We start from the raw sequence: 24626 nt of genomic DNA, 5'->3' as shown, positions 1-24626 counted from the left end.
CGATGCGATGTATCGCGTTACGATAGGAATTCGCCGCCCGGTCCGGTGCGGGCGGACGGGTCGCCCCCCAGGAGGTGCGCCGTGCTCAGCGACCGCGAGTGGAAGACGCTGCGTGACGTCGAACGCCGGATGCTGACCGACGATCCGGAGTTCGCCCGGTCGTTCGCCACGTCCGCGGAGGAGCTCGGGCGCGGGCACCTCGACGGGCTGGGCCTGCAGATCCTCCTGGTCTGCGGAGCGCTGGTCGGCGCGCTGCTGCTGGTCGCCGGCTCGCTCGCGGGGGCGCTGGGCACCGCCGCCGCCACCGGCTCGATCTGGTGGGCGTGGCGGTCCTCGGCCACCCGCCCGCGCCGGTCATGAGGCCGGACCGGGCCCCCGTCGTCGTCGGGATCGGCGGCGCGGGCACCTCCGACCCGGCCGTGGAGTGGGCGAGCGCCGAGGCGGCGTCCCGCGGGTGCCCGCTGCACCTCGTGCACGCCTACCAGCCGCCGCTGTGCGCCGACCCCTGCGGCGTCCTGCCACCGGTCGACGGCCTCGTGGCCGCCCGCGAGGAGGCGGAGGAGGCGCTGGCGGGGGCCGTGGCGCGCGCCCGTGCCGTGGCGTCGGACGGGGAGGTGTCGACGGCGCTGCTGCTCGGCGCGCCGGCGCGGGCCCTGCTCGACGCGGCCCGCGGGGCCTGCCTGCTCGTCCTGGGCCGCCCGGGACCGGGCGGCCTGCGGGGCCTGCTCGGCCGGTCGGTCCCGGTGCGGGTGTCCGTGCAGGCGCGGTGCCCGGTGGTCGTCATCGGAGCGCCGCGCGGCGAGGGCGTCCCCGACCCGTCCCCGCCCCGCGTCGTCGTGGGCGTCGACGCGTCGGAGTCGTCCGCGGCCGCGGTCGGGTTCGGCTTCCGGGCCGCCCGCCGGCGCGGCGTGCCGCTGTTCGCCGTGCACGCCTGGACGCCGGACCCGCCCGCCGACCTGGAGGGCGTCGCCGCCCCCCGCTCGACGGCCGAGGCGCTGGCGCGCGGCACCCTGGAGCGCGCGCTCGACCGCTGGGAGCCCGCGTTCCCCGACGTCCCGGTGCACGGTGCGCTGGTCTGCGGCGACCCCGAGCACGCCCTCGTCAGCCGGTCGCGCGGGGCGGCCCTGCTCGTCGTCGGGACCAGCGGACGGGGACGCCTGCTCGGGACGGCGCTCGGCCCCGTCGGCCGGGCCGCCCTGCACCGCGGCGACTGCCCGATCGCGATCATCCGCCACGACCACCCGCGGATCGCCTGGTCGCCCGCCGCGCCGGGGCGGGAGCACGGCGGGTCCGGGAGGTGGAGCACGCCGTGGCCGACGTGACCGCGGCTCACGCGTCCCAGGTGACCGGGAGGCGCGTGACCCCGTAGATGTCGGCGGTCTCCGGGCGGAGCACCACCTCGTCGGCCGGGACGGCCAGGCGCAGGGTGGGGAAGCGGTCGAGCAGCGCGGGCAGGGCGACCCGCAGCTCCACCCGGGCCAGCTGCTGGCCCAGGCACTGCTGGATGCCGTGCCCGAAGGCCACGTGCCCGGTGTAGGGCCGCCGCACGTCGAGCACGTGGGGGTCGTCGAAGCGCTCCGGGTCCCGGTTCGCGGTGTGGTGGGAGAGGATCACCGTACTGCCGGCCGCGATCGTCCGACCGCCCAGCTCGACGTCCTCCAGCGCCGTCCGCAGGAACGTCTTCGCGACGCTGAGGTAGCGCAGCAGCTCCTCCACGGCGCCGTCGACGAGCCCGGGGTCGGCGCGCAGCGCGGCCAGCTGGTCCGGGTGGCTCAGCAGCGCGAACGTGCCCAGGCTCAGCATGTTCGCCGTGGTGTCGAGCCCGGCGGCCAGCAGGATCAGGGCGACGCCGCGCAGCTCCTCGTCGGTGAGGTCGGTGCCCGTCAGCTCGCTCAGCACGTCGTCGGTGGGGTGCGCGCGCTTGGTCCGCACCAGCTCCGCGAGGTAGTCCTGCGTGGCGGTGTAGGCCGCGAGCAGGTCCTCGTCGTCGGTCTCCCCGTTCATGAACGCGTCGATCTGCTCCTGGAACGACCCGCGGTCCTCGTACGGCACCCCCAGCAGCTCGCAGATCACGACCGCGGGGACGGGCCGCGCGAACGCGCTCACGAGGTCGGTGGGCGGTCCGGCCGCCTCCATGGCGTCCAGGTGCTCCGTGGTGATCTGCTCGACGCGCTCGGCGAGCAGGCGCATCCGCCGCACGGTGAACCGGCCGACCAGGGGCTTGCGGTAGCGCCCGTGCTGCGGCTCGTCCATGAGCAGGAACTCGCCGGGCGGCGCCGGCGGGACCTCGATGTCGCCGTAGTCGATGGTCGGGTGGCGCATGAGCTCGCGGCGCGAGCTGAACCGCGGGTCGGCGAGGACGGCCCGGACCAGGTCGTAGCCGGTGACCAGCCAGCCGGGCTTCCCACCGGGGAAGGTGTACGGGCTGATCGGGCCGTGCTCCCGGGCCCGGAGCAGCTCCTCGGGCGGGTCGAAGGGGCGGTCGGGACGGCGGGTGGTCGGCATCGTCGTGACGGTGTGGTCCACGGTCGTTCCTCTCAGAAAGTGGAGTCCCTCAGTGGGTGGAGTCCCTCAGCGGGTGGAGTCGCGGGCGAAGAGCCGGATCGACCAGACGAAGCCGCCGAGGGCGATGACCAGGCACCACCCGACGGCGACCGCGGCGGTGCCGCCCGACGGCGTGCCCGCCAGGAGGCCGCGGACGGTCTCGATGAGCGGCGTGAACGGCTGGTGCTCGGCGAACCAGCGCAGTCCGGCGGGCATCGAGTCGGTCGGGACGAACCCGCTGCCCAGGAACGGCAGCAGGACCAGCGGCAGGCCGACGTTGCTCGCCGACTCCACCGTCCTGCTGGCCAGGCCGAGCGCGACCGACAGCCAGATGAACGCGAGCGACATCAGGGCGAGGAACCCGACGAGGGCGAGCCAGTGCCCGGGCCCCGCGGACGGCCGGAACCCGATGAGCACGGCCACCCCGAGCACGGCGGCGACGCTGAGCATCGTCTGCACCAGGCTGCCGACGACGTGCCCGGTCAGGATGGAGGCGCGGGCGATCGCCATCGTGCGGAGCCGGTCGACGATGCCGCCGGTCATGTCCATGGCGACCGAGATCGAGGTGCCCTGGACGGCGGCGGTGATCGCCATGAGCAGGATCGCCGGCGTCACGTACGCGACGTACTCCGCGCGGCCGCCGCCGAGCCCGGCGCCGAGCGTGCCGCCCAGGACGTAGACGAACAGCAGCAGGAAGACCACCGGCATGACGAGGAGCTGGAACGTCAGCGACGGGTAGCGGACCATCCGCCGGAGGTCGCGGCGCACCATCGTCGCCGAGTCGGTCAGGGCGAGGGACGCGGTGCTCATCGGGCAGCCGCCTTCCGGTCGGTGAGGGACAGGAACACGTCGTCGAGGTCCGGGGTGTGCGTGCTCAGCGCGTCGACGGCGACGCCGTTCCCGTCGAGCCGGTCGAGCAGCGCCTTCAGCGACCGGACGTCGCCGTCGTGGGGGACGCGCAGGGCGAGCGCGTCGCCCTCGCGCGAGGACGGGCCGACGACGCGCGCGGCGGCGTCGAGGTGGCGGGCGTCGGTGAAGCGCAGCAGGACGTGGCCGCCGGGGATGCGCCGCTTGAGCTCGTCGGAGGTGCCCTCGGCGACGATGCGGCCGCCGTCGAGCACGGCGATCCGGTCGGCGAGCTCGTCGGCCTCCTCCAGGTACTGGGTGGTGAGCAGGATCGTGACGCCGTCGGCCACGAGCCCCCGCACGACGTCCCACATCGCGCGGCGGCTGCGCGGGTCGAGCCCGGTGGTGGGCTCGTCGAGGAAGATCACCTGCGGCGTGCCGACGAGGGTCATCGCGAGGTCGAGCCGGCGCCGCATCCCGCCCGAGTACGTCGAGGCGGGCTTCCCGGCGGCGTCGACGAGGTCGAAGCGCTCGAGCAGCTCGGCGACCCGGCGCCGCCCCTCCGCGCGGCCGAGGTGGTGCAGGTCGGCCATGAGGACGAGGTTCTCGTGGCCGGTGAGCAGGTCGTCGACCGCCGAGAACTGGCCGGTCACGCCGATCGCGGCGCGGACCGCCCCGGGCTCGGCGTCGAGGTCGTGGCCCGCGATCCGGGCGCTGCCGGCGTCGGCGCGGATCAGCGTCGAGAGGATCTTCACGACGGTGGTCTTGCCGGCGCCGTTGGCGCCGAGCAGGGCGAGGACGCTGCCGCGGGGCACGTCGAGGTCGATCCCGTCGAGCACGACGCGGTCGCCGAACGAGCGGCGCAGCCCGCTCGCGGTGATGGCTGGTGCGGTCATCGCTGGTCTCCTCCGGGAGTCAGGAACGGTGGACGGTGATGTCGCCGAAGGAGGTCCGCGCGCGGACCTCGACGGTCCGGGCGGACGGGTCCGGGGCGCGGCCGGTGTCGTCGAGCTCGTTGACCACGCGCCCGTGGCCGGTCGTGAGGTCGAGCCAGGCGGTGGTGCCGTCGGCGACGCCGATCTCGAGGTCGCCGCTGGCGGTCTGCAGGCTGACGGCGTCGCGCACGGCCTCGCCGACGCGGATGCTGCCGTTGGACGTCCGGGCCTCGACCCGGGCGCCGGCGCGGTCGACGCCGATGTCGCCGTTGGCCGAGCGCACCCGCAGGTCCCCGTCGACGGTGCCGATCTCGGTGTCGCCGTTGGAGTTCTCGACGACCGCGGTGCCGGTGACCCCGCCGATCCGCACCCGTCCGCTGCCGGTCGTGACCTCGGCGTCGCCGTCGACCGCCTCCACCGAGACGTGGCCCCCGGAGGTGCGCAGGCGCAGCGGGCCGGTCCGGTCGAGGCGGAAGTGCCCGACCGACGCCGACAGCCGGCACTGCGCGAGCACACCGGTGCTGCGGACGTCGGCGGCCGACAGGGTGGCGTGCACCTGCGAGCCGGTGGGGAGCTCGACGAGGACGTGCACCGAGCGCGACTTCCTCGAGAAGTCCAGCGCCCGGCCCCGCGGGCCGCGGACGGTGAGCACGCCGTCGGCGTACTCGACGCGGGTCTGCCGCGCGGCCGTCACGTCGGAGTCGTCGGACGCGTCGGTCGGGCCCACCTCGACGGAGGTGTCGGTGCGGTCGGTCGCGACGATCTGGACGTCGCCGGCGGCGAGCTCGATGGTCGCGGAGATCGGTCCTGGTGTGGCGAAAACAGGCATGGCTGTCCCCTCGGAGGGTGTCGCGTCGACGTTCGTGCTGGTGGTGGGCTCGGCGCTAGCGCGCCCAGCCGGTGTAGCGCTGGGAGCCGCGGGCCGTGCGGCTCGTGGGGGCCGGGTCGCGCTGCGGGGCCCGCAGCGCGGTCGAGCCGGCCCGGACGAGCCAGGCGTTGAGCGAGCGGCCCTCCCGCCCGGCGGCCTCCTCGAACGCGGCCTTGAGCTGCTCGGGGAGGCGGAGGTTGACGCGCACGGCCGGGCCGTCCTCCAGGTCGTCGGCCGGGGCGTCGTCTGCGGCCGGGGCCTGCGGGGGCGGCTGCTCCGCGGGCGGCGGCGTCACGACGAACCGCGGGTCACGCCCGCGCAGCTGCACCTGGACCGCGCCGGGGGCGAGCTCGCGGGTGATCTCGTCCGCGGCGGCCGACAGCGCCTCCAGCAGCGCGAGCCGGATCGCCGACTCCATCGACGCCGTGAGCCGGTCGATCACCGCGCCGGCGTCCTCGCCGCCCGCCTCGACGGCGGTCAGCAGCTCGCGGCCGAGGGAGGCCACGTACGGGGTCAGGTCCATGGCACCACTGTGGCACAACACGGTGCCACTAGCAAGAACTACGGCACCACTCTGGCTCAGAAACGGCTCAGGCGTGGCTCAGAAATGGCTCAAGGGTGGCTCAGGTTCGCTCCGCCACCACGTAGCCCTGCGGCTGCGGCTCGTCGGGCCGCGCCGGCCGGGTGGCCGTGAAGACGACCCGGAACCCGGCGTCGGCGAGGCGGCGCTCGACCTCCGCCATCGAGAGCCACCAGATGTCGAACGCGACGCCGACGGCCGCCCCGCCGCGCCGGTGCGCGTCGTCGCCCATCTTGAAGGCGACCGCGACGACGCCGCCCGGTCGCACGACGCGCGCCACCTCCCCGAACGCGCGCTCCCGCTCCTCGGGCGGCAGGTACATGAGCGAGTACCAGCACAGCGCGCCCGCGAGCTCGCCGTCGGCGTAGGGGAGCCGGCGCAGGTCACCGACCTCGAACGGGATGCCGGGGTGGTCGCGACGGGCCACGCGCACCATCTCCGGGGAGAGGTCGACGCCGCGCGGCTCCAGCCCGAGCCGGGCGAGGTGGCCCGCCATCCGCCCCGTCCCGCACCCGATGTCCGCGACCTGCGTGCGCCCGTCGAGCAGCTCGTGGAACAGCGCGAGCACCGCCCGGTCCTGCGGGATCTCGTCGACGACCGAGTGCAACAGCTCGGCGTAGAGCTCCGCGAGCGAGTCGTGGGCGTGGCGCAGCTCGTCGGTCCGGTCGTCCACGGGGTGACCGTAGCGGGACCTACCAGCCCAGCGACCCGCGGATCCGGTCCTCCAGCAGCGGGGCCATCGAGGTGCTGAAGGTGGCGGTGAGGTGGTTGTCGTCCATGTAGACCAGGACGTTGCCGCGCTCCGCGGGGCACAGGGCGTCGTCGCAGACGGCGTCGGCGATGTCGAGGAACGAGACGTTCGGCGGCACGTCGCCGAGCTGCGCGTAGGGCGGCTCCGGGGAGTAGACCTCCTCGCGGGCCACTCCGCACACGACGCTGCCGCGCCCGAGCTGCTGGATGCAGTCGGCGGGGGAGTAGTCGAAGCGGGGGTTGTCGCGCACGGCGAGGACCGGGATGCCGAGGTCGTCGAGCTGGCGCCAGCGCTCCACGAAGCCGACGGGGGTCTGCTCGGTGAGGCCGGGGCGGACGTCGCGGCTGGCCAGGGTGACGACCGCGTCGGGTCGCAGGTCGGCGATCTCGGCGGCGGCGGCCTCGTTCCAGTCGAGGCAGGCCTGCTCGCCCGCGCCCTTGTCGACCTCCGACGCCGTCGAGTACGGGCAGGCGCCGAGCACCATCGAGATGAGCTGCCAGCCCGAGCGCTCGGCGATCGGGACGAGCGCGCCCGCGAGCTGCTGCACGTGCGAGTCGCCGACCAGCACGATCCGCCGCTCCGGCTCGTCCTCGACGGGGAGCCGGCACGCGTCCCACGCGATGCCGCGCAGCGGGGCGCAGTCCCACTGCTCCAGGCGCACCCAGTCCTCGGTGACGCCGGCGGGTGCGGGCAGCAGGTCGGCGAGCGGCACGTCGCCGCCCACGGCGCCCGGGTGCAGGTCGCTGCCCACGACGGCGTCGGAGGTGGTGCGGGAGACGGCCACGAACTGCCAGCACCCCGTGACGGCCAGGACGACCGCGAGCCCGGCCACTCCCACCCGGAACGGGTCCCTCGCGAGCTCCACGAGCCGCTCGGTGACCACCGACAGGCCCAGCGCCACCGCGATGACGGCCAGCCCGGCGCCGACGCCCAGCTGGTCCTCGCGCGACCACACCAGCGCGAGCACCAGCAGCGGCCAGTGCCACAGGTAGAGGGCGTAGCTGAGGTCGCCGAGGCGCCGCAGCGGCGCGCTCGCGAGGAACCGGTCGGCCCCCGAGCGCGATCCGGTGTCGCCCGCCAGCAGCACCAGCGCGGCGCACGTCGTCGGCCAGAGCGCGGCGTAGCCGGGGAACACGGCGTCGACCTGCAGGACCATCCCGCACGCCACCAGCCCGACGAGGCCGATCCAGCCCAGCCGCACCCGCAGCCGGGCGCCGAGCGGGACGCGGTCGATCACCAGCGCCAGCAGGCCGCCGAGCGCGAACTCCCACAACCGCGTGAGGGTGTGGAAGTAGGCGAAGGGCTGGTCGGTGGCCGTCAGCAGGACGGAGCAGCAGAGCGAGCCGAGCAGGACCGCGCCGAGCAGGGCCGCCAGCAGGCGGCGCGGCGACGTGCCGCGGGCCCGGGCCAGTGCCACGACGCCCAGCATCACCACCGGCGCGGCCAGCATGACCTGCACCTGGATCGACAGCGACCAGAAGTGCTGGACGATGCTCGCCCCGTCGTTGCGGGCGGCGTAGTCGACGGAGTCGGCCGCGAGCCGCCAGTTCTGCAGGAACAGCGACGACGCCAGCACCTCGCGCACGGCCTGCATCCAGCGCGACTCCGGCAGGACCAGCGCGCCGCCGACGACGGTGCCCAGGAGCACGACCAGCGCCGCCGGCAGCAGGCGCCCGAGCGTGCGCGCCCACTGCCGCAGCACCGGGACGGCGGTGCGGCCCGTCGCGCGCAGCAGCTGCCCGGTGAGCAGGAAGCCGGTGATGACGAAGAAGACGTCGACGCCGCCGGAGACCCGGTTGAACCAGACGTGGTAGACGACGACGAGGGCGACGGCGACCGCGCGCAGCCCCTGCAGTTCGGGGCGGAACCGCCGCGGCGCCGCGACGGAGGGCCCGGGCGCCGCGGGGGCGGGTCCGGTGCTGGTCATGCCGTGCGGAGTTCCTTCACTGCGTGGGGGGCGGGCACCATGGTCTCATGCGCATCGACGACGTCCCGCTCAGCGGTGAGCCCATCCGCCTGGGTCAGTTCCTCAAGCTGGCCGGGCTCGCCGAGGACGGCAGCCACGCGCGCGAGCTGATCGAGGCGGGAGAGGTGCAGGTCAACGGCCGTCCCGAGGCGCGCCGGGGCGCGCAGCTCAAGGCCGGTGACGTCGTGGCGGTCGGCGGGCGCAAGGCCCGCCCGGTGGCGGCTCAGTAGCCGACGTACCCGCCGCTGGAGTTGGTGCGGCCGCCGGCCTCGAGGGTGTCGAGGCCGTAGGTGTCGATCATGTAGCGGATGCCGGCGGTGATGTTCGCGACCGGGTGCGTGATCGACTCGTCGGCGAGGCTCGGGTGCACGTAGTGCTCGAAGGTCGAGGGGATCGTCTGCATGAGCCCCTGCGACGGCGTGCCGGCGCGGGCGTTGGAGTCCCAGTTGTTGATCGCGCGGGGGTTGCCGCCCGACTCCTTCATGATGATGTTCTTGACCGACGGGGCGAGCGACTGCGACAGGTCGAGGATGTCGAGCGCCTGCGCGATCCAGCCGTCGAGCCCGCCGCTGGCGATCAGCGCGTCGAGCTCGGCCCGCTCGGCGGCGATGCGCTGCTCCTCGGCCTGCCGCTCCGCGAGCTCCTGCGCCATCGCGTGGCCCTTGTCCAGGAACGCGAGCTCGGCGATCTCGGCGCCGTCGGCGGCGGTCGCGAAGGAGACCGGGGCGAGCATCCCGGTGGCCGTGGCCGGCAGGTCGGCGATGAAGGCCGAGTCGGCGGAGACGAGCGTGGCGTCGATGGTCTCCGCGGCGCCCGCGGTGGTGGCCGTGTCGCCGGGGGTGGGGAGCAGGGCGGTGAAGGTGCCGGTGGCGACCGCGCCGACGGCGGCGGCCGAGGCGACCACGGTGTTGCGGAGCGAGGGGCCGGTGGGCGCGGGGCGCTCGGCGGCGTGGTGCCGGGCCGCGCCGGAGGCGCGACGGGCGCGTGCGCCATGCGGAGAACGATGTCCAGCCACGGTCCAGCCTCTCAGCGCTCGGGGGAGCGAACCGATCACGACGGCCCGGTCGGGGGTCCGGTGGGCCGGATGGGGAGTTCCGGCCCGTGGCGTCGTGATCGGTTCGTAACGCTGAGGCAGGACCTTACGAGGTCCCGTTACGGCCCCACAAGGTGACACGCTGCCTGTCGGCGCAGCTGACGTGCCGTTCGTCGTGCCCGACAGGGTTGCGATGTGTGCCGGGCGGCGACGGCCAACGGTCACCGAGCGCGACGAGTGACGCTGCGTGGCGGAAGGAGCAGGCAGGAGTCGCCGAACTCGTGCCACCGGTACGGCCGCTCGGCGGAAGCCGCGTACGCCCGTCCCACGAGCTCCGGACCGGCCACCGCCTCGAGCAGCAGCAGGTGCGAGGCCTCCGGCTCGTGCCACCCGGTGACCAGCCCGTCGACGACCCGGGCCGGGCGGTCCGGGCCGAGCACCAGGTCGGTCCATCCCCCGGCCGCGACGACGGTGCCGTCCGGTCCGGCGGCCGACTCCAGCGCGCGGGTCGTGGTCGTGCCCACGGCGACCACCCGCCCGCCCGCCGCACGCGTCCGGCCCACGGCGTCGGCGGTGGCGGCGGGCACGCGGTACCGCTCGGGCAGCGGCACCTCGTCGGCCTCCGGGGACGAGAGGCCCGTGTGCAGCACGATCTCCGCGGTCCGCACGCCGCGGGCGCGCAGGGCGTCGAGGACGGCGCGGGTGAACGGGCGCCCGGCGCTCGGCATCTCGGCGCTGCCGAACTCGCCGGGGACGGGCCGCGCGAACACCGTGCGGTACTCGGCGAGCGGCCACGGCCGCGGCACGTAGGAGTAGCGGACGGGCGCGCCGACGGCCCCCAGGTAGGCGCGCAGCCCGCCCTCGACCGGGACCGTCGCCCGCCACATGCGCCCGGGCGTCGCCCCGGCGACGGGGGAGTGCAGCACCGCGACCACCCCGGCCGGCAGCGCCACGGCCTCGCCCGCGACGACGTCGGTGACGCGGCCGCCGTCGGGCGTGCGGAGCTCGACCACCAGGCCGCCCTCGCGGCCGGGCCCGGCGACGTGCAGCACGACCGGGCGCCCGTCGGCGCGGCGGCCGGGCACGGCGGCGGGCTCGGTGTCGGAGGTGTTGACGACGAGGAGGTCGCCCGGCTGCAGGGCGTCGGGCAGGTCGCGGAAGCGGCGGTGTGCGACGGCGTCGCCGGCGACCATCAGGCGCACCCCGTCGCGGACGGCGGGCGGGCGGGTCGCGGACGGCCCGGGGGTGAACCGGGTTGCCGGCTGCGCGCGGGTCACCGGGCCACCGCCCCGGCGGCCGGTGCCACCACGAGGTCCGCCGCCCGGTAGCGGCCGCTGGGCGGGCGCTCGTCGAGCAGGCGCAGGAACGCCGGCACGGCGGTCCCGGGCTCGGGCCGGTCGGAGATGTCCTCGCCGGGGAACGCGCGCTGGTGCATGGCCGTGCGCATGTCCCCGGGGTCGACGGCCCAGACCCGCACGCCGGGCTCCTCGACGCCGAGCACGGCGGCGAGGTGGTCGAGCGCGGCCTTCGCGCTGCCGTAGCCGCCCCAGCCCGGGTAGGCCTCGACGGCGGCGTCGGAGCTGAGGGTCACGACCGCGGGCGCCGCGGCGGTGCGCAGGAGCGGCAGCGCGAGCTGGGTGAGTGCGAGCGCGGCGACGACGGTGGTCTCGTGGACCGCGCGCAGGGCGTCGAGGGGGTAGGCGGCGAGGGGCGGCAGCGGCGACGGGCCGAGCTCGCCCGCGTTGTGCACCAGGAGGTCGAGCCCGCCCAGGCGGCGCGCGGTGGCGACCAGGTCGGCGCGGTGCGCGGGGTCGGTGACGTCGCCCGGGACGGCGACGACGCGGGGGAGGTCGGCGACGGCGGCGCGCAGGCGGGCGGCGTCGCGGCCGGTGGCGAGGACGGTGGTGCCGCGGGCGGCGAGCGCGGTGGCGAGGGCGAGCCCGAAGCCGGCGCCCGCGCCGGTGACGATGGCGGTGCCTGTGGTGGTCGTGGGTGTCATGGAGCTACCGTGCAAGCTGAAGTCAGCTTCAGGTCAAGTCGGGTTTCGTGATCGGGGGACGGATGGACGGGCACGACCTGCTCACGATCGGCGAGGTGGTGGCGCGCAGCGGCTTCCCGGCGTCGGCGCTGCGGTTCTACGAGCGGGAGGGGCTGCTGCGGACGACGCGGACATCGGGCGGGCAGCGGCGCTACGAGCGGTCGGTGCTGCGGCGGCTCGCGTTCATCCGCGCGGCCCGGACGATCGGGGTGGGGCTGGAGGAGGTGCGCGAGGGCCTCGACCGCCTGCCCGACGGCCGGACGCCGACGAAGGCCGACTGGTCGCGGCTGTCGAAGGCGTGGCGGGGGCGCCTGGACGAGCAGATCGACGCGCTCGTGGCGCTGCGCGACGGGCTCGACTCGTGCATCGGGTGCGGCTGCCTGTCCCTGGCCCGCTGCCGGCTCTACAACCCCGACGACCGGGCCGCCGCGGCCGGCCCCGGCGCCCGCCTGCTGCCCCCGATGCTGCGGAGGACGCCGGCGGAGGGGGTGTGAGCGCGACTCACGCGCAACGAGACCCCGACTCGCGGGGGAAAGCCCGCGAGTCGGGGTCTCGTGGTGACCGTGTCGGGGTCCGGTCGTGCCTGCTGGGCTAGCGGCAGGAGGGCAGTGCGCCGGGGCGGGCGGTGATCCAGTCCGCGACGTCCTGCGTGATCTCCGGGCCGTTGCGGTGGAACTCCACCCCGTGGCCGATGCCCGGGTAGCTGTTGAACGTGACGTCGTCGCTGCTCAGGAACGTCGCCTCGTCGATCGGGGCGCCGGCGGCGTTGAAGATCTCGTCCGCCTCCGCGATGAGGGTGAGCACCGGGACGTCGATGAGCGGCGCGACGGCGCGCGAGGGCTGCGGTCCGATCGAGAGGATCTCGCCGGCGGGGGTCTCGTTCACGAGCGGGTGCAGGGCCTTCACGAGCTCGGGGTCGGCGAGGTCGGTGAACAGGAAGCTGTCGCGGGTCTCGTGGTCGCCGAAGAAGAAGGGGTAGTCGTCGGTGAGGGTCCGCGGCACCTCCTGCGTGGCGATCTGCGCGGTGAAGCGCTCGGTGGCGAGGTGGGTGAACCCGGAGAGGATCAGGGCGTCGACGTCCTGGTAGAGCCCGGCCTGCAGCTCCGACTCCTCGCTGCCCGCGGAGTGCCCGATCAGGCCGACGTGCTCGTAGCCGTCCTCGCGCAGCTGCTGGGTGACCTGGTGGCTGGCGTCGGCCAGCGCCTCGACCGTGACGGTGTAGCCGTTGGGCCGGTCCGACGAGCGGTAGGGGTGGTCGGGCTGGCCGTAGCCGAGCTTGTTGAGCGCGAGGAACGAGATCCCCGACTCCTTCACGATGGTGCGGGCGATCGAGTAGCGGTCCTGCTCGAAAGGGATGTCCCAGTACCAGGCGCCGGTGGTGAGCGCGTGGTTCGCCTGCAGCACCGTGGTGCAGCCCTTTGCGTCCGCGGGCTCGTAGAGGAACCCGCGCAGCGTGTACGACGAGCCGGGCTCGAGCTGGTTGGAGACCTGGAAGTCGATCGGGGTGACCGTCACGTCCTCGTCGGACTCGGGGGCGCTGTAGTCCGACAGCGACGGGTCGCCGGGCAGCGCGTCCTCGGGGAGGGCGGACGCGGTGCCGGCGAAGACCGCCAGGGGGATCGCGGTGGCGCAGACGGTGAAGGCAGCGGCCATGAGGCGCAGCCGGGATCGCGAGGGGGACACGTGTTACTCCGAACGGACGCGGGGAGCGCGGACTCATCCACCATATGGAGTAACAAGTTGCCGAAGACGTCGACACGATGACAGCGCCGTAAATAAAGTCACACACCGTCACACTGGCTACTGTGAGTGCAACCGCGCCGCCCGCAGCGCCGACCGCCGGACCTTCCCCGTGTCCTCCCGCAGCGGCCCGTCCACCCGCTCCCACGTCCGCGGCACCTTGTTCGCGGTGAGCCGGGCGGCGACGTGGGCGCGCAGGTCCTCGTCGGTCACCTCCCCGTCCACCTGCACCAGCGCGTGCACCCGCGCCCCGAGGTCCTCGTCGGGCAGGCCGATGACGCAGCACGACAGCACCTGCGGGTGGTCGGCCAGCGCCGCCTCGACCTCGGCCGGGTATACGTTCGAGCCGCCGACGAGGATGAGGTCGCTGCGGCGGTCGGCGAGGTAGAGGTAGCCCTCCTCGTCGACGTGCCCGAGGTCGCCGATCGTCTCCCAGCCGTCGTGGGCCCGCGCCGTCGCCCCGAGGTAGCGGTAGGGCACGGCGTCGGGCGGGTAGCGCATCCACACCTCGCCGACCTCGCCCACCGGCAGCGGCCGCGCCTCCTCGTCGCCGATGCGGATCTCGCCCCACGTCGTGCGGCCGACCGAGCCCGGGTGTGCCAGCCACTCGACGCCGTCGATCTGGCAGCCGGCCTGTGACTCGGTCCCCGCGTACAGCTCGACCACCTTCTCCGGCCCCAGCCACGCGATCCAGGCGCGCTTCACCGGCTCCGGGCACGGCGCGCCGACGTGCAGCAGCGTCTGCACGCTCGACAGGTCGGCGGCCGCCCGCACCTCCTCGGGCAGGCGCAGGATCCGCCCCATCAGCGTCGGCACGGCGTAGAACCAGTGGACGCGGTGGCGGCTCACGGCCTCGAGCACGTGCGCCCCGTCGAACCGGTCGAGCACCAGCAGCGGGCACCCGCGCAGCAGCGCGATCAGCGAGAACATGAACGGCGCGTTGTGGTAGAGCGGGGCCGTCACGGCGAAGACGTCGCCCGGACCGCCGATCCGCAGGCGCTCCGCGCGCTCGGTCACGGCGTCGGTCCAGCCGGGCTGGCCCGCGACGATGATCTTCGGACGCCCGGTGCTGCCGCCCGACGTCGGCGCCTTCCAGCTGGGCGGCAGCGCCGGGGGGAGCGGGTCGGCCGACTGCGCCGGGTCGGGCCTCCAGTTCGGGGGCAGCGACGGGCGGTCGGCCGCCGCCAGCCCGACGACGACGGGCGAGTCCGCGATCTCCAGCAGCGCGGCGAGCTCCGCGGGCGGCAGCTTCGCCGACACCGGCTGCGGCACCGCCCCGAGCTTCCACGCCCCGAGCACGGCGGCGTAGAAGGGGAAGCCGTTGCCCAGGCCGATCGTGACCAGGTCGTCCTGCCGCACGCCGAGGGAGCGGAACTCCCGCGCGGCCCGGTTCGACGCGGCCGCCAGCTCCGCGCGGGTGACGTCGCCGTCGGGCGCGTGCAGGGCGACGGCGTCGGGGTCCAGCGCGGCGAGGCGGTCGAAACCCTGGCCCACGGGGATGTGGTCGTCCATCGTCCCTCCGGTTAGCGTTGAGCAAGTGATCGACGAGACGCCCGAGTACACCACGCGCACCCTGCCGTTCGAGGGCATCGACAACGTCCGCGACGTCGGCGGCCTCCCGCTCGCCGACGGCGGCACGACGCGCTCCGGCGTCCTGCTGCGCAGCGGGTCGCTGCACCACGCCACCGCCGACGACGTCACCCGCCTCGTCGACGGCTTCGGCCTGACGCTGGTCCTCGACCTCCGCACGCCCCGCGAGATCGACCGCGACGGCCCGACCCCGGTGTCGGCCGCGGGTGTCGAGACGGTGCCGCTGACGTTCATCGGCGAGAGCCGCGACTACCTGCCCGAGACCGGGGACGACACCGACCCGCTGCTGCGCAACTACCTCGGCTACCTGGGCGACCACCCGGCCAACGTCGCCGAGGCCGTGCGCCGCCTGGCCGCGGAGGACGCCGGGCCCGCGCTCGTGCACTGCGCCGCGGGCAAGGACCGCACCGGCGTCCTCGTCGCGCTCGTGCTCGACGCGGTCGGCGTGGAGCGGGAGGCGGTGGTGGCCGACTACGCGCTGTCGGCGGAGAACGTCGAGGCGATGTGGCGGCGCTGGACCACCGCGGCGGGCGAGGAGATGCCCGCCGACCTCACCCCGCACCTGCCCCGCGCCGTCGTGATGGAGGCCGTGCTGGCCCACCTCGACGCGGAGTACGGCACCGACGGGACGGGCGGCGCGGCCGGCTGGCTGCGCGCCAACGGCCTCGACGACGCCGCGCTCGAGCGCCTACGCGGGCGGCTCACCTAGCCGACCCGTGAGTGGATACGAGTGCCCTGGCACTCGTATCCACTCACGGCAGCTCTTCTATCGCCACCCCGGTGTCGAGCTTGCGCAGCGCCCACGGCTCGCCCGTGACCGCCGGCCACCCGCGCCGCCGGGCGCTCAGCGTGACCTGCCCGGCTGACAGGTCGTCGCCCCCGGACTCGGCCATCAGCAGGCCCGACTCCTGCGCGGCGCGCGGGTCGAGCTGGTCGATCACGGTGATGGGCAGGTCGAGCAGCACGCCCAGCGCGGCGTGGTGCTCGGGGGAGAGCACCGACCACGCTCGGCTGAGCGCGGCGCTGGGCACCGCCAGGACGATGTTGGCCTCGACGGCGGCCCAGACCAGCGCGCGGACGTAGACCGGGCGGCCGGTGGCGAAGGCGATGAGGGCGGAGGCGTCGAGGACGCGGCCGCCGATCACAGGGTGGTACCCATGCGCGGCCGCCCCTAGACCGCGGCCGCGGGCGGCGCGAGCCGCAGCGTGCGCCGGGCCTCGTCGAGCTCGTCGGGCGGCGGCGGGCCGCCGTAGAGGTCCTCGAGGGTGGCCAGGGTCCGCTCCCGCACCTGGCGCGCGGCCACGGCCTCGGCGATGTAGGCGGACATGCTCGACGCCGCGCCCCGGCGCACCGCGCCGCGGGCCTCGGCGACCAGTTCGGCCGGCAGGCTCACCGTCACACGCTCGCTGCGCATGGCCGGAGGGTACGGGGAGGCCACCGTTCACGCACACGGCGCTGCAGGGTTACTGCCGGGTATGCCAAGGTGGGCGGTACCGCGCGAGGAGGCCGTGAACATGGATCTGACCTACACCGCCGCCGAGGAGGAGTTCCGCAGCGAGCTGCGCTCCTGGCTCTCGGCGAACATCCCGAACGAGTGGACGCGTCCCGGCTTCTGGGAGTCCCTCGACGACGACGAGAGCTTCCGGCTGCGCCGCGACTGGGAGCGCGACAAGGCGCTCGCCGGCTTCGCGGGCATCCAGTGGCCCACCGAGTACGGCGGCCGGGGCGGCACGCCCGGCATGAAGGCGATCTACGACGCCGAGATGGTCCTGGCGAACGCGCCGCGCTCGGTCAACCCGCTGGCCCTGACGTTCCTCGCCCCGACCGTGATGGCGATCGGCACGGACGCGCAGAAGAAGGAGATCATCGGCCCGCTGCTGCGCAACGAGGTCATCTGGTGCCAGGGCTTCTCCGAGCCCGGCGCCGGCTCCGACCTCGCGGCCGTGGCCACGAAGGGCGTGCGCGACGGCGACGACTTCGTCGTCAACGGGCAGAAGGTGTGGACCACCAACGCCGTGCACGGCGACAAGATCTTCACGCTCGTGCGCACCGAGGCGGGCTCGCAGAAGCACCGCGGCATCTCGATGCTGCTCATCGACATGCACCAGGACGGCGTCGACGCCCGCCCGCTCAAGCAGATGAGCGGCGCGAGCGAGTTCGGCGAGGTCTTCTTCTCCGACGCCCGCGTGCCCGCCACCGAGGTCCTCGGCGAGATCGGCGAGGGCTGGCGCACCGCCATGCTCCTGCTGTCCTTCGAGCGCGGCGCCTCGGGCATCGCGCAGTACACCGAGTTCCGCCGCCAGTACGACGAGGTCGTCGACGTGGCGAAGCGGCTGGGCCGCGACACCGACCCCGTCATCAGGGGCAAGCTCGCCCGCGTCCTCACCGACCTGGAGTGCCTGCGCTACCACGCCATGCACGTGCAGACCCAGGTCGAGCAGGGTCGCGACCTCGGCTTCGAGGCGTCGATGACCAAGCTCATCTGGTCGGAGCCCTCGCAGGACCTCTGGGAGGTCTTCGACGAGATCCTGGGCGACGACGCCACGCTCGACTCCCTCGGCGACCTCGACCTCCGCCCGCTGCACGCCCAGGCGATGTGGTCGCGGTCGGTCACCATCTGGGGCGGCTCCTCGCAGGTCCAGCGCAACGTCACCGCCGAGCGCGTGCTCGGCCTGCCCCGATAGGAGTCACCGTGTTCTTCGCCCTCGATGAGGACCAGCAGGCGTTCGACGGCGCGGTCCGCTCCTACCTGGCCGGGCGGTTCGATCTCGAGGCCGTGCGCGGCGTGTTCGAGGACCCGTCCGGCGACGGTCACCCGGCCTCGCTGTGGAAGGCCGCCGCCGAGCAGGGCTGGCTCGCCGTCACCGTCCCCGAGGAGCACGACGGCCTCGGCCTCGGGCTCGTCGAGGCCCAGGTGATCGGCCGTGCGCTGGGCGCGGGCGCCGCGCCCGGGCCGTGGCGCGGCACCGTGCTGGCCGCGGAGGCGATCCGGCTCGCCGGCTCGCCCGAGCAGCAGGCCGCGTGGCTGCCGCGGCTCGCCTCCGGCGACGCCGTCGGCGCGTTCACCCTGCGCGGCAGCGCGCCGGGCACGCTCCCGGCCGTCGAGTACGGGGCGCTGGCCGACGTGGTCGTCGCCCGCTCCGGCGACGGGCTCGTGCTCGTCACCGGCGCCACCGCCACCCCGCAGGGCTCCTACGACGGCACGACGCGGCTCGCGTCCGTCGAGGCGGGCGAGGGGGAGGCGCTGCCCGGCGCCACCGCCGAGGTCGTCGCCGAGCTGGAGGCGCGGGCGGTCGTGCTCGTGGCCGCAGACCTGGCCGGCATCGCCCGCGAGGCGATCACGCGCACCGTTGCCTACGACAAGGACCGCCAGCAGTTCGGCGTGCCCGTCGGCTCGTTCCAGGCGATCAAGCACGCGCTGGCAGACCTGCACGTGGCGGTCACCCTGGCCGAGCACGCGGTGCTCTACGCGGCGCACGCCGTCGACACCGGGCTCGACGGGGCCGACCTCGCCGTCGCCGTCGCCAAGGCCAAGGCGGGCGACGCGGCCGTCGCGGCGACCCAGGCGATGATCCAGTACCACGGCGGCATCGGGTACACGTGGGAGCACGAGGCGCACTTCTTCTACAAGCGCGCCAAGCGCCTCGCCGGCCAGTTCGGCGACGCCGACGCCCACCGCGCCCGGATCGCGGAGCTGACCATCGGCTGACCCCTCGTGAGTGGCGATCGTGGCCAGGGCCACGATCGCCACTCACGGGCTGATCGCGGCGGGAGTGGTCCTCCGGGCGTTACGCCGTCCGGCCCCGGTCGGCCTGCAGGCGTGCCGAGGGGATGGCACGGTGGAGGGATGCCACCCGCCAGGGCGACGCCCGTCAACGCCACCGCCGCCGCACTGCTGGGCCTGCTGCACGCCGGTCCGATGAGCGGCGGCGAGCTCGTGGCGCAGGCGGGGGAGCGGTTCGGCGCGTTCTTCGCGGTCACCCGCAGCCAGGTCTACCGCGAGCTCCCCGCGCTCGCGGAGGCCGGGCTGCTCAAGCTCGGCAAGCAGGGCCCCCGGGCGTCGCAGCAGTACGCGATCACCGCCGCGGGCAGGCGCTCGTTCACCGCCTGGCTGGCGTCGGGGCCTCCGTCCGACCCGGTCCGCAGCCCCCTGGTGCTCCGGCTGCTGCACGCCGGGTCGCTCTCGCCCAAGCAGCGGGCCGCGCTCGTCGGCAGCGCCCGCGAGGCCTACAGCGAGCGGCTCGCCGCCGCGAAGGCCACCGCCAAGGGCGAGCAGGACCCGTACCGCAAGGCCGTCGCCGACTTCGTCGTCGCCCACACCCGGGCCGTGCTGCGCCTGCTGGACGCCGTCCCGGACGTCTGAGCCCGCCGCGTACCCTGGAGCGTTGTGAACCCCGACGCCGCGGCCGACCTCAAGGAACTCGCCACCACCCTGGAGAGCATCGAGGCGGTCACCGACCTGCCCGCGCTGCGCGTCGAGATCGCCGACCTCGAGGACCAGGCGGGCCAGCCCGACCTGTGGAACGACCCCGACGCCGCGCAGAAGGTCACCAGCCGCCTCGCGCACGCCTCGGGCGACCTGCGCCGGCTGGAGGAGCTGCGCCGCCGGCTCGAGGACCTCCCGCTGCTCTACGAGCTCGCCGAGGACGAGAGCGATGCCGAGGCCATCGCCGACGCCGAGGCCGAGCGCGTCAAGCTGCGCACCGACATCGAGTCGCTCGAGGTCCGCACGCTGCTCTCGGGCGAGTACGACCAGCGCGAGGCGCTCGTGACGATCCGGGCCGGCTCCGGCGGCGTCGACGCGGCCGACTTCGCCGAGATGCTCATGCGGATGTACCTGCGTTGGGCCGAGCAGCACAACTACCCCGTCGACGTCTACGACACCTCCTACGCCGAGGAGGCCGGGCTCAAGTCGGCCACCTTCGCCGTCCACACGCCCTACGCCTACGGCACGCTCTCGGTCGAGCAGGGCACGCACCGCCTGGTCCGCATCTCGCCGTTCGACAACCAGGGCCGCCGCCAGACCTCCTTCGCCGCCGTCGAGGTGGCGCCGGTCGTCGAGACCTCCGACCACGTGGAGATCGACGAGAAGGAGCTGCGCGTCGACGTCTACCGGTCCTCGGGGCCGGGAGGCCAGGGCGTCAACACCACCGACTCGGCGGTGCGCCTGACGCACCTGCCCACCGGCATCGTGGTGTCCTGCCAGAACGAGCGGTCGCAGATCCAGAACAAGGCCTCGGCGATGGTGGTGCTGCAGGCCAAGCTGCTGGAGCGGCGCCGGCAGGAGGAGCGGGCGCTGATGGACTCGCTCAAGGACACCGGCGACGCCTCGTTCGGCAACCAGATGCGCTCCTACGTGCTGCACCCGTACCAGATGGTCAAGGACCTGCGCACGAACTTCGAGGTCAACAACCCGGCGGCGGTGCTCGACGGCGCCATCGACGGCTTCATCGAGGCCGGCATCCGCTGGCGCCGCAACGAGGCCACCGCGTCGGACTGACCCGCGGGGCGGCGGCGGAACGTCGCGGGCACCTGCGTATCGTCACGCCGCGTGATCCGCCTCGAACGCGTCACCAAGACGTACAAGACGTCCACGCGGCCCGCGCTGGACCGGGTCTCGGTGAACGTCGAGAAGGGGGAGTTCGTCTTCCTCATCGGACCGTCCGGGTCCGGCAAGTCGACGTTCCTGAGGCTGCTCCTGCGCGAGGACGTCCCCACGCGCGGCAGCATCTTCGTGTCCGACATGGACGTGGCGAAGCTGCCGCGGCGCCGCGTGCCCAAGCTGCGGCAGCGGATCGGGTGCGTGTTCCAGGACTTCCGGCTGCTGCCCAACAAGACCGTCGGCGAGAACGTGGCGTTCGCGCTCGAGGTCATCGGCAAGAGCCAGGGCACGATCCGCAAGGTCGTGCCCGAGGTGCTCGACCTCGTCGGCCTCGGCGGCAAGGCCGAGCGCCTGCCCAACGAGCTCTCCGGCGGTGAGCAGCAGCGCGTGGCGATCGCGCGCGCGTTCGTCAACCGGCCGCTGGTGCTGCTGGCCGACGAGCCCACGGGCAACCTCGACCCCGACACCAGCCAGGACATCATGCTGCTGCTGGAGCGGATCAACCGCACCGGCACGACGGTCGTGATGGCCACCCACGACCACTCCATCGTCGACTCGATGCGCCGGCGCGTCGTCGAGCTGGACATGGGGCAGGTCGTGCGCGACGAGGTCCGGGGCGTGTACGGGGTGGGTCGGTGAGGGCCGACTTCGTCACGCGGGAGGTCCTCACCGGCCTGCGCCGCAACGTCACGATGACGATCGCGATGGTGCTGACCACCGCGATCTCGCTGGGCCTGGTCGGCACCGGCCTGCTCGCCGTGCGCACGATCGACCGCACCGAGCAGCTCTACAGCGACCGCGTCGAGGTGCAGGTCGCGCTCACCGCCGACGTGTCCGCCGCCGACACCGACTGCAGCCAGCCGGTGTGCTCGGGGCTGCGGGCGACGCTGGAGGGCTCGCCGCTCGTCGACTCCGTCCGGTTCGAGAGCCAGCAGCAGGCCTACGAGCGCTACCTGGAGCTGTTCGCCGGGCAGGCGCTGGCCGACGTCGTGCGGCCGCAGTCGCTGCCCGCCACCCTGCGGGTGCGGCTCGCCGACCAGGAGGCGGGCGCTACGGCCGTCACTCAGGCGATGACCGGGCAGGTCGGCGTCCGCAACGTCATCGACCAGCGCGCCGTCGTCGCCAAGCTGTTCGACTTCCTCGGCGGCGTCCGGAACGTGACGTTCGCGCTCGCGCTGGTGCAGGCCGTCGCGGCGCTGCTGCTGATCTCCAACACCGTGCAGGTCTCGGCGTACACGCGGCGCACGGAGGTCGGCGTCATGCGGCTGGTCGGCGCCACGCGCTGGTACACGCAGCTGCCGTTCCTCATCGAGGCCGTGGTCACCGGCGTCGTGGGTGCGCTGATCGCGTCGGCGGGGCTGGTCGCGGGCAAGTTCCTGTTCATCGACCAGCTGCTGTCGGGGATCGTCAGCAACGGCGTCGTGCCGCCGATCGAGCTGGCCGACATCGTGTGGGTCTCGCCGATCCTGCTCATGGTCGGCGCGGGCATCGCGGCCGTCACCGGCTACGTGACGCTGCGCCTCTACGTGCGCCTGTAGCGCGGCAACCGGGTGGCCCCTCCGCGTAAGCTGGAGGGGTGAAGGAAACGGGGCGCAAGGTGATCGCGCAGAACCGCCGCGCGCGCCACGACTACGCCGTGCTCGACGAGTACGAGGCCGGGGTGGCGCTGCTCGGCACCGAGGTGAAGAGCCTGCGGCTGGGCCGGGCGTCGCTGGTGGACGCGTTCGCCACCGTCGACGACGGCGAGATCTGGCTGCGCGGGCTGCACATCCCCGAGTACACGCAGGGCAGCTGGACCAACCACGAGCCGCGCCGCACGCGCAAGCTGCTGCTGCACCGCGGCGAGATCGACCGCCTGATCGGCAAGATCAAGGAGGGCGGGCTGTCGCTGGTGCCGCTCTCGCTGTACTTCTCCGACGGCAAGGTCAAGTGCGAGCTGGCGCTGGCGCGCGGCAAGAAGAGCTACGACAAGCGCACCGACCTGGCCAAGCGCGACGCGCAGCGCGAGATCCAGAAGGCGTTCGGCCGGGCCGCGAAGGGCCGTGCGCGCGAGCTGCGCAGGTGACGGTCCCCGCCCCTCCGCTCGACGACACCGACGTCCCGCGCTTCCTCGACGAGCTCGGCGTGCCCGGGCTCGTCGACGCGCACGTGCACTTCCTGCCCGACCGCGTGATGGACAAGGTGTGGGCCTTCTTCGACCGCGCCGCGGAGCACTACGGCACGGCCTGGCCGATCCACTACCGCACCACGCCCGACGAGCGGGTGGCCACGCTGGAGAAGCTCGGGGTGCGGGCGTTCGCGCCGCTGGTGTACCCGCACAAGCCGGGCATGGGCCGCTGGCTCACCGAGTGGGTCACCGACTTCGCCGCACGCACGCCCGGCGCGGTCCCCACGGCCACGCTCTACCCCGAGCCCGACGTCACCGACTACCTGGGCGCGGCGGTCTCCGCGGGCGCCCGCGTGGTGAAGGTGCACGTGCAGGTCGGCTCGTTCGACCCGCGCGACCCGCTGCTGCGCCCGGCCTGGGGTCTGCTCGCCGAGGCCGGCGTGCCCGCGGTGGTGCACTGCGGGCACGGCCCGATCCCCGGCGCGCACACCGGGCTCGACGTGTTCGGCGAGGTGCTGGCCGAGCACCCGACGCTGCCGGTCGTGCTCGCGCACGCCGGGATGCCCGACTTCGCCGGCGCGCTCGACCTCGTCGGCCGCCACCCGCGCGTGCACATCGACACGACGATGGTGGGCACCGCGTTCACGCAGGCGATGACGCCGCTGCCGGACGACTGGGCGTCGCGGCTGGTCGACGTCGCCGACCGCGTGGTCTACGGCAGCGACTTCCCGAACATCCCCTACGGCGTGCACGAGCAGGTGGCGGCCGTCGCGGGGTGGGCGGCGGCCGACGAGCGGCTCGGCGCCCCGTTCCTGCGCGCGGTGCTGCACGACACGCCGGCGCGGCTGCTCGGCGTCGCGTCCACCTGACCCGCCCCGCCGCGACCCGCCCCACCCCGCCCACCCCCGGCGGCTCGCACACAGGATCCGGTGGTCGCACACAGGTCCGGCCCTGTGTGCGGACCCCGGGAGGTGTGTGCGGGCCAACCGGGATGATGTCGGCGGCGATAGGCGTTAGGCTGTACGAACGTCCGAAGGCCGGGCGTGCTCCAGGGGGTGAACGGTTTCGACTTCGTTCGTCGATCAAGGGGAAGCGTGCCGAGGAAGGCGACGATGATCTCGTTAACCACCCGTCGCAAACCTATAAGCGCCGACTCCAGTCAGCGCGAGTTCGCCCTCGCCGCCTGAGGCGAGTGCGACTCTGTCGGCCCGCGGGCGCTCCCGCCGCGGATCCCGGCATCAGCTAGGGAGCTCACCCGTCCGCCCGGTCGCGGGGTGGACGGGGACAGCAAACAGCGACTGGGATCGTCACACCGGCTTGTTCGCGTGACCGGTGGATCCGAGTAGAGGCATTGCGGACTGCGCACGGAGAAGCCCTTGTGGAGCGACGGAGGACCCGGGTTCGATTCCCGGCACCTCCACCCCGTGGAGAGCCCCCGCCGACACCGTCGGCGGGGGCTCTCCCGTGTCCGGGCTCAGGTCGCGCGCTCGGCCAGCATCCGCGCGAGGTTGTCCAGGCCCGTGTCGAGGCCGCGGCGGACCTCGTCGGCGGCCTGCTCGGTGCGCGTCTCGGGCTGGTCGCCGAGGAAGGACAGGTGCAGCAGCACCGACGAGCGGTCCGGGTCGTCGCCCATGACCTGCAGGTAGCCGGCGTAGTCGGTGGAGTCGCCGCCGCCCCACTCGACGCGCATCTGGTCGGGGCGCACCCGGACGAGCCCGTGGGCGTCGACGTGGCGCGGCTCCACCTCGGCGTGCACCTCGGTCACGTCGCCGCCCGCGCGGGCCGGGTCGCTGCCCGGGTCGTCGTGGGTGGGCCGCACGCGGATCTCGTGGGGCAGCCACTCGGTCAGCCGTTCCAGGTCGGACACCACGGCGAACACCGCGTCCGGGCCCGCCGGCATCGTGCGCTCGGTCTCGAACTCCGTCATGGCTCCGGGGTGCCCCGTCCGGCGCCTCACAACCTGGTCACGGTGCTGTCACCGCGCCCCCGCGCGGGCTACCGGTGGTCCGGGCGCCGGTGGCACACT

Annotated in this window: 28 protein-coding genes and 1 other RNA gene; 14 read left to right on the top strand and 15 right to left on the bottom strand. The window is 74.3% G+C overall.

Going from position 1 to position 24626, the window contains the following annotated elements; translation table 11 throughout:
* Positions 1-81 precede the first annotated feature (81 nt).
* A complete protein-coding gene (locus tag HOP40_RS02530) occupies positions 82-360 on the top strand; it encodes a DUF3040 domain-containing protein (RefSeq protein ID WP_172154266.1) in 279 nt (92 codons plus the stop codon).
* On the top strand, positions 357-1322 hold the full coding sequence (locus HOP40_RS02525; RefSeq protein ID WP_172154264.1) for a universal stress protein: 966 nt from the start codon (positions 357-359) through the stop codon (positions 1320-1322). The genes HOP40_RS02530 and HOP40_RS02525 overlap by 4 nt, the downstream gene beginning before the upstream one ends.
* Before the next feature lie 7 nt (positions 1323-1329).
* On the opposite strand, the gene HOP40_RS02520 is transcribed toward HOP40_RS02525, so the two are convergent.
* The 7 genes from HOP40_RS02520 to HOP40_RS02490 all read right to left on the bottom strand — a co-directional run bounded on the left by HOP40_RS02520 (position 1330) and on the right by HOP40_RS02490 (position 8451).
* Entirely contained in the window at positions 1330-2505 is a 1176-nt protein-coding gene (locus tag HOP40_RS02520) for a cytochrome P450 (protein ID WP_172167704.1), read from the bottom strand.
* A gap of 66 nt (positions 2506-2571) precedes the next feature.
* Entirely contained in the window at positions 2572-3354 is a 783-nt protein-coding gene (locus HOP40_RS02515) for an ABC transporter permease (RefSeq protein WP_172154262.1), read from the bottom strand.
* Positions 3351-4286, bottom strand: a complete 936-nt coding sequence (locus HOP40_RS02510) for an ATP-binding cassette domain-containing protein (RefSeq protein ID WP_172154260.1) — start codon at positions 4284-4286, stop codon at positions 3351-3353. Before HOP40_RS02510 ends, HOP40_RS02515 begins: the two co-directional genes overlap by 4 nt.
* A gap of 19 nt (positions 4287-4305) precedes the next feature.
* On the bottom strand, positions 4306-5154 hold the full coding sequence (locus tag HOP40_RS02505) for a DUF4097 family beta strand repeat-containing protein (protein WP_172154258.1): 849 nt from the start codon (positions 5152-5154) through the stop codon (positions 4306-4308).
* 55 nt (positions 5155-5209) lie between these two features.
* A complete protein-coding gene (locus tag HOP40_RS02500; RefSeq protein ID WP_172154256.1) occupies positions 5210-5716 on the bottom strand; it encodes a hypothetical protein in 507 nt (168 codons plus the stop codon).
* Between the two features lie 100 nt (positions 5717-5816).
* Entirely contained in the window at positions 5817-6446 is a 630-nt protein-coding gene (locus HOP40_RS02495; RefSeq protein ID WP_172154254.1) for a class I SAM-dependent DNA methyltransferase, read from the bottom strand.
* A 19-nt stretch (positions 6447-6465) separates the two neighbouring features.
* Positions 6466-8451: an acyltransferase family protein gene (locus tag HOP40_RS02490; RefSeq protein ID WP_172154252.1), complete on the bottom strand. Its 1986-nt coding sequence runs from the start codon at positions 8449-8451 to the stop codon at positions 6466-6468.
* 47 nt (positions 8452-8498) lie between these two features.
* Between HOP40_RS02490 and HOP40_RS02485 the strand changes: the two genes are divergently transcribed.
* Positions 8499-8720: an RNA-binding S4 domain-containing protein gene (locus HOP40_RS02485; protein ID WP_172154250.1), complete on the top strand. Its 222-nt coding sequence runs from the start codon at positions 8499-8501 to the stop codon at positions 8718-8720.
* Here HOP40_RS02485 and HOP40_RS35355 read toward each other — a convergent pair.
* The 3 genes from HOP40_RS35355 to HOP40_RS02470 form a co-directional block, all read right to left on the bottom strand.
* Positions 8714-9394 (bottom strand): transglycosylase SLT domain-containing protein, encoded by a 681-nt coding sequence (locus HOP40_RS35355; RefSeq protein ID WP_205347057.1) that lies wholly within the window; start codon positions 9392-9394, stop codon positions 8714-8716. The two genes, HOP40_RS02485 and HOP40_RS35355, sit on opposite strands and share 7 nt — an antisense overlap.
* A 350-nt stretch (positions 9395-9744) precedes the next feature.
* Positions 9745-10800, bottom strand: coding sequence for an S-adenosylmethionine:tRNA ribosyltransferase-isomerase (locus HOP40_RS02475; RefSeq protein ID WP_172154248.1), 1056 nt, complete (start codon positions 10798-10800; stop codon positions 9745-9747).
* Entirely contained in the window at positions 10797-11522 is a 726-nt protein-coding gene (locus HOP40_RS02470; RefSeq protein ID WP_172154247.1) for an SDR family NAD(P)-dependent oxidoreductase, read from the bottom strand. Before HOP40_RS02470 ends, HOP40_RS02475 begins: the two co-directional genes overlap by 4 nt.
* Positions 11523-11584: 62 nt before the next feature.
* Here HOP40_RS02470 and soxR point away from each other — a divergent pair, with 62 nt between their 5' ends.
* Complete coding sequence (gene soxR, locus HOP40_RS02465; protein ID WP_172154245.1) at positions 11585-12055, top strand: redox-sensitive transcriptional activator SoxR; 471 nt, start codon at positions 11585-11587, stop codon at positions 12053-12055.
* A gap of 97 nt (positions 12056-12152) precedes the next feature.
* Here soxR and HOP40_RS02460 read toward each other — a convergent pair whose 3' ends face one another.
* Together HOP40_RS02460 and HOP40_RS02455 are read right to left on the bottom strand one after the other, a co-directional pair.
* Positions 12153-13244, bottom strand: a complete 1092-nt coding sequence (locus tag HOP40_RS02460) for an alpha/beta hydrolase (protein WP_172154243.1) — start codon at positions 13242-13244, stop codon at positions 12153-12155.
* Positions 13245-13361: 117 nt separating this feature from the next.
* Complete coding sequence (locus tag HOP40_RS02455; protein ID WP_172154241.1) at positions 13362-14813, bottom strand: AMP-binding protein; 1452 nt, start codon at positions 14811-14813, stop codon at positions 13362-13364.
* Between the two features lie 25 nt (positions 14814-14838).
* On the opposite strand from HOP40_RS02455, the gene HOP40_RS02450 reads away from it, so the two are divergent.
* Positions 14839-15600 carry a tyrosine-protein phosphatase gene (locus HOP40_RS02450; protein WP_240157471.1) on the top strand — a complete coding sequence of 254 codons (762 nt, stop codon included), beginning with the start codon at positions 14839-14841 and terminating at the stop codon, positions 15598-15600.
* 43 nt (positions 15601-15643) lie between these two features.
* On the opposite strand, the gene HOP40_RS02445 is transcribed toward HOP40_RS02450, so the two are convergent.
* The gene (locus HOP40_RS02445; protein WP_172154237.1) at positions 15644-16036 is read right to left on the bottom strand and encodes a PIN domain-containing protein; all 393 of its coding nucleotides are present in this window, start codon (positions 16034-16036) and stop codon (positions 15644-15646) included.
* A gap of 26 nt (positions 16037-16062) precedes the next feature.
* Positions 16063-16305, bottom strand: a complete 243-nt coding sequence (locus HOP40_RS02440) for a hypothetical protein (protein ID WP_172154235.1) — start codon at positions 16303-16305, stop codon at positions 16063-16065.
* Positions 16306-16405: 100 nt separating this feature from the next.
* On the opposite strand from HOP40_RS02440, the gene HOP40_RS02435 reads away from it, so the two are divergent.
* The 9 genes from HOP40_RS02435 (at position 16406) to ssrA (ending at position 24023) form a co-directional block, all read left to right on the top strand.
* Complete coding sequence (locus HOP40_RS02435; RefSeq protein ID WP_172154233.1) at positions 16406-17575, top strand: acyl-CoA dehydrogenase family protein; 1170 nt, start codon at positions 16406-16408, stop codon at positions 17573-17575.
* An 8-nt stretch (positions 17576-17583) separates the two neighbouring features.
* A complete protein-coding gene (locus HOP40_RS02430; RefSeq protein ID WP_172154231.1) occupies positions 17584-18600 on the top strand; it encodes an acyl-CoA dehydrogenase family protein in 1017 nt (338 codons plus the stop codon).
* Between the two features lie 138 nt (positions 18601-18738).
* Complete coding sequence (locus tag HOP40_RS02425) at positions 18739-19254, top strand: PadR family transcriptional regulator (RefSeq protein ID WP_172154229.1); 516 nt, start codon at positions 18739-18741, stop codon at positions 19252-19254.
* A gap of 24 nt (positions 19255-19278) precedes the next feature.
* On the top strand, positions 19279-20391 hold the full coding sequence (gene prfB / locus HOP40_RS02420; protein ID WP_172154227.1) for a peptide chain release factor 2: 1113 nt from the start codon (positions 19279-19281) through the stop codon (positions 20389-20391).
* A 51-nt stretch (positions 20392-20442) separates the two neighbouring features.
* Complete coding sequence (ftsE, locus tag HOP40_RS02415) at positions 20443-21132, top strand: cell division ATP-binding protein FtsE (protein ID WP_172154225.1); 690 nt, start codon at positions 20443-20445, stop codon at positions 21130-21132.
* Complete coding sequence (gene ftsX, locus HOP40_RS02410; RefSeq protein WP_172154223.1) at positions 21129-22031, top strand: permease-like cell division protein FtsX; 903 nt, start codon at positions 21129-21131, stop codon at positions 22029-22031. Before ftsE ends, ftsX begins: the two co-directional genes overlap by 4 nt.
* Before the next feature lie 38 nt (positions 22032-22069).
* Entirely contained in the window at positions 22070-22558 is a 489-nt protein-coding gene (smpB, locus tag HOP40_RS02405; RefSeq protein WP_172154221.1) for an SsrA-binding protein SmpB, read from the top strand.
* The gene (locus HOP40_RS02400) at positions 22555-23469 is read left to right on the top strand and encodes an amidohydrolase family protein (RefSeq protein WP_172154211.1); all 915 of its coding nucleotides are present in this window, start codon (positions 22555-22557) and stop codon (positions 23467-23469) included. Before smpB ends, HOP40_RS02400 begins: the two co-directional genes overlap by 4 nt.
* 182 nt (positions 23470-23651) lie before the next feature.
* Positions 23652-24023, top strand: a transfer-messenger RNA (tmRNA) gene (gene ssrA / locus HOP40_RS02395).
* A 51-nt stretch (positions 24024-24074) separates the two neighbouring features.
* On the opposite strand, the gene HOP40_RS02390 is transcribed toward ssrA, so the two are convergent.
* Positions 24075-24527 (bottom strand): SRPBCC family protein, encoded by a 453-nt coding sequence (locus HOP40_RS02390; protein WP_172154209.1) that lies wholly within the window; start codon positions 24525-24527, stop codon positions 24075-24077.
* Between the last annotated feature and the right edge of the window lie 99 nt (positions 24528-24626).

Origin of the sequence: Pseudonocardia broussonetiae, assembly GCF_013155125.1 — a bacterium.
In the GTDB taxonomy this organism is placed as follows: domain Bacteria; phylum Actinomycetota; class Actinomycetes; order Mycobacteriales; family Pseudonocardiaceae; genus Pseudonocardia; species Pseudonocardia broussonetiae.
Note: the sequence above shows the minus strand (reverse complement) of the source record. Positions and strands in the feature narration are given on the sequence as shown.

Excerpts from the sequence above, each read along its gene's own strand:
- HOP40_RS02525 (WP_172154264.1), top strand. The coding sequence starts at position 357 with ATGAGGCCGGACCGGGCCCCCGTCGTCGTCGGGATCGGCGGCGCGGGC.
- HOP40_RS02520 (WP_172167704.1), bottom strand. The coding sequence starts at position 2,505 with ATGCCGACCACCCGCCGTCCCGACCGCCCCTTCGACCCGCCCGAGGAG.
- HOP40_RS02515 (WP_172154262.1), bottom strand. The coding sequence starts at position 3,354 with ATGAGCACCGCGTCCCTCGCCCTGACCGACTCGGCGACGATGGTGCGC.
- HOP40_RS02510 (WP_172154260.1), bottom strand. The coding sequence starts at position 4,286 with ATGACCGCACCAGCCATCACCGCGAGCGGGCTGCGCCGCTCGTTCGGC.
- HOP40_RS02505 (WP_172154258.1), bottom strand. The coding sequence starts at position 5,154 with ATGCCTGTTTTCGCCACACCAGGACCGATCTCCGCGACCATCGAGCTC.
- HOP40_RS02500 (WP_172154256.1), bottom strand. The coding sequence starts at position 5,716 with ATGGACCTGACCCCGTACGTGGCCTCCCTCGGCCGCGAGCTGCTGACC.
- HOP40_RS02490 (WP_172154252.1), bottom strand. The coding sequence starts at position 8,451 with ATGACCAGCACCGGACCCGCCCCCGCGGCGCCCGGGCCCTCCGTCGCG.
- HOP40_RS02485 (WP_172154250.1), top strand. The coding sequence starts at position 8,499 with ATGCGCATCGACGACGTCCCGCTCAGCGGTGAGCCCATCCGCCTGGGT.
- HOP40_RS02470 (WP_172154247.1), bottom strand. The coding sequence starts at position 11,522 with ATGACACCCACGACCACCACAGGCACCGCCATCGTCACCGGCGCGGGC.
- soxR (WP_172154245.1), top strand. The coding sequence starts at position 11,585 with ATGGACGGGCACGACCTGCTCACGATCGGCGAGGTGGTGGCGCGCAGC.
- HOP40_RS02455 (WP_172154241.1), bottom strand. The coding sequence starts at position 14,813 with ATGGACGACCACATCCCCGTGGGCCAGGGTTTCGACCGCCTCGCCGCG.
- HOP40_RS02440 (WP_172154235.1), bottom strand. The coding sequence starts at position 16,305 with ATGCGCAGCGAGCGTGTGACGGTGAGCCTGCCGGCCGAACTGGTCGCC.
- HOP40_RS02435 (WP_172154233.1), top strand. The coding sequence starts at position 16,406 with ATGGATCTGACCTACACCGCCGCCGAGGAGGAGTTCCGCAGCGAGCTG.
- HOP40_RS02425 (WP_172154229.1), top strand. The coding sequence starts at position 18,739 with ATGCCACCCGCCAGGGCGACGCCCGTCAACGCCACCGCCGCCGCACTG.
- HOP40_RS02390 (WP_172154209.1), bottom strand. The coding sequence starts at position 24,527 with ATGACGGAGTTCGAGACCGAGCGCACGATGCCGGCGGGCCCGGACGCG.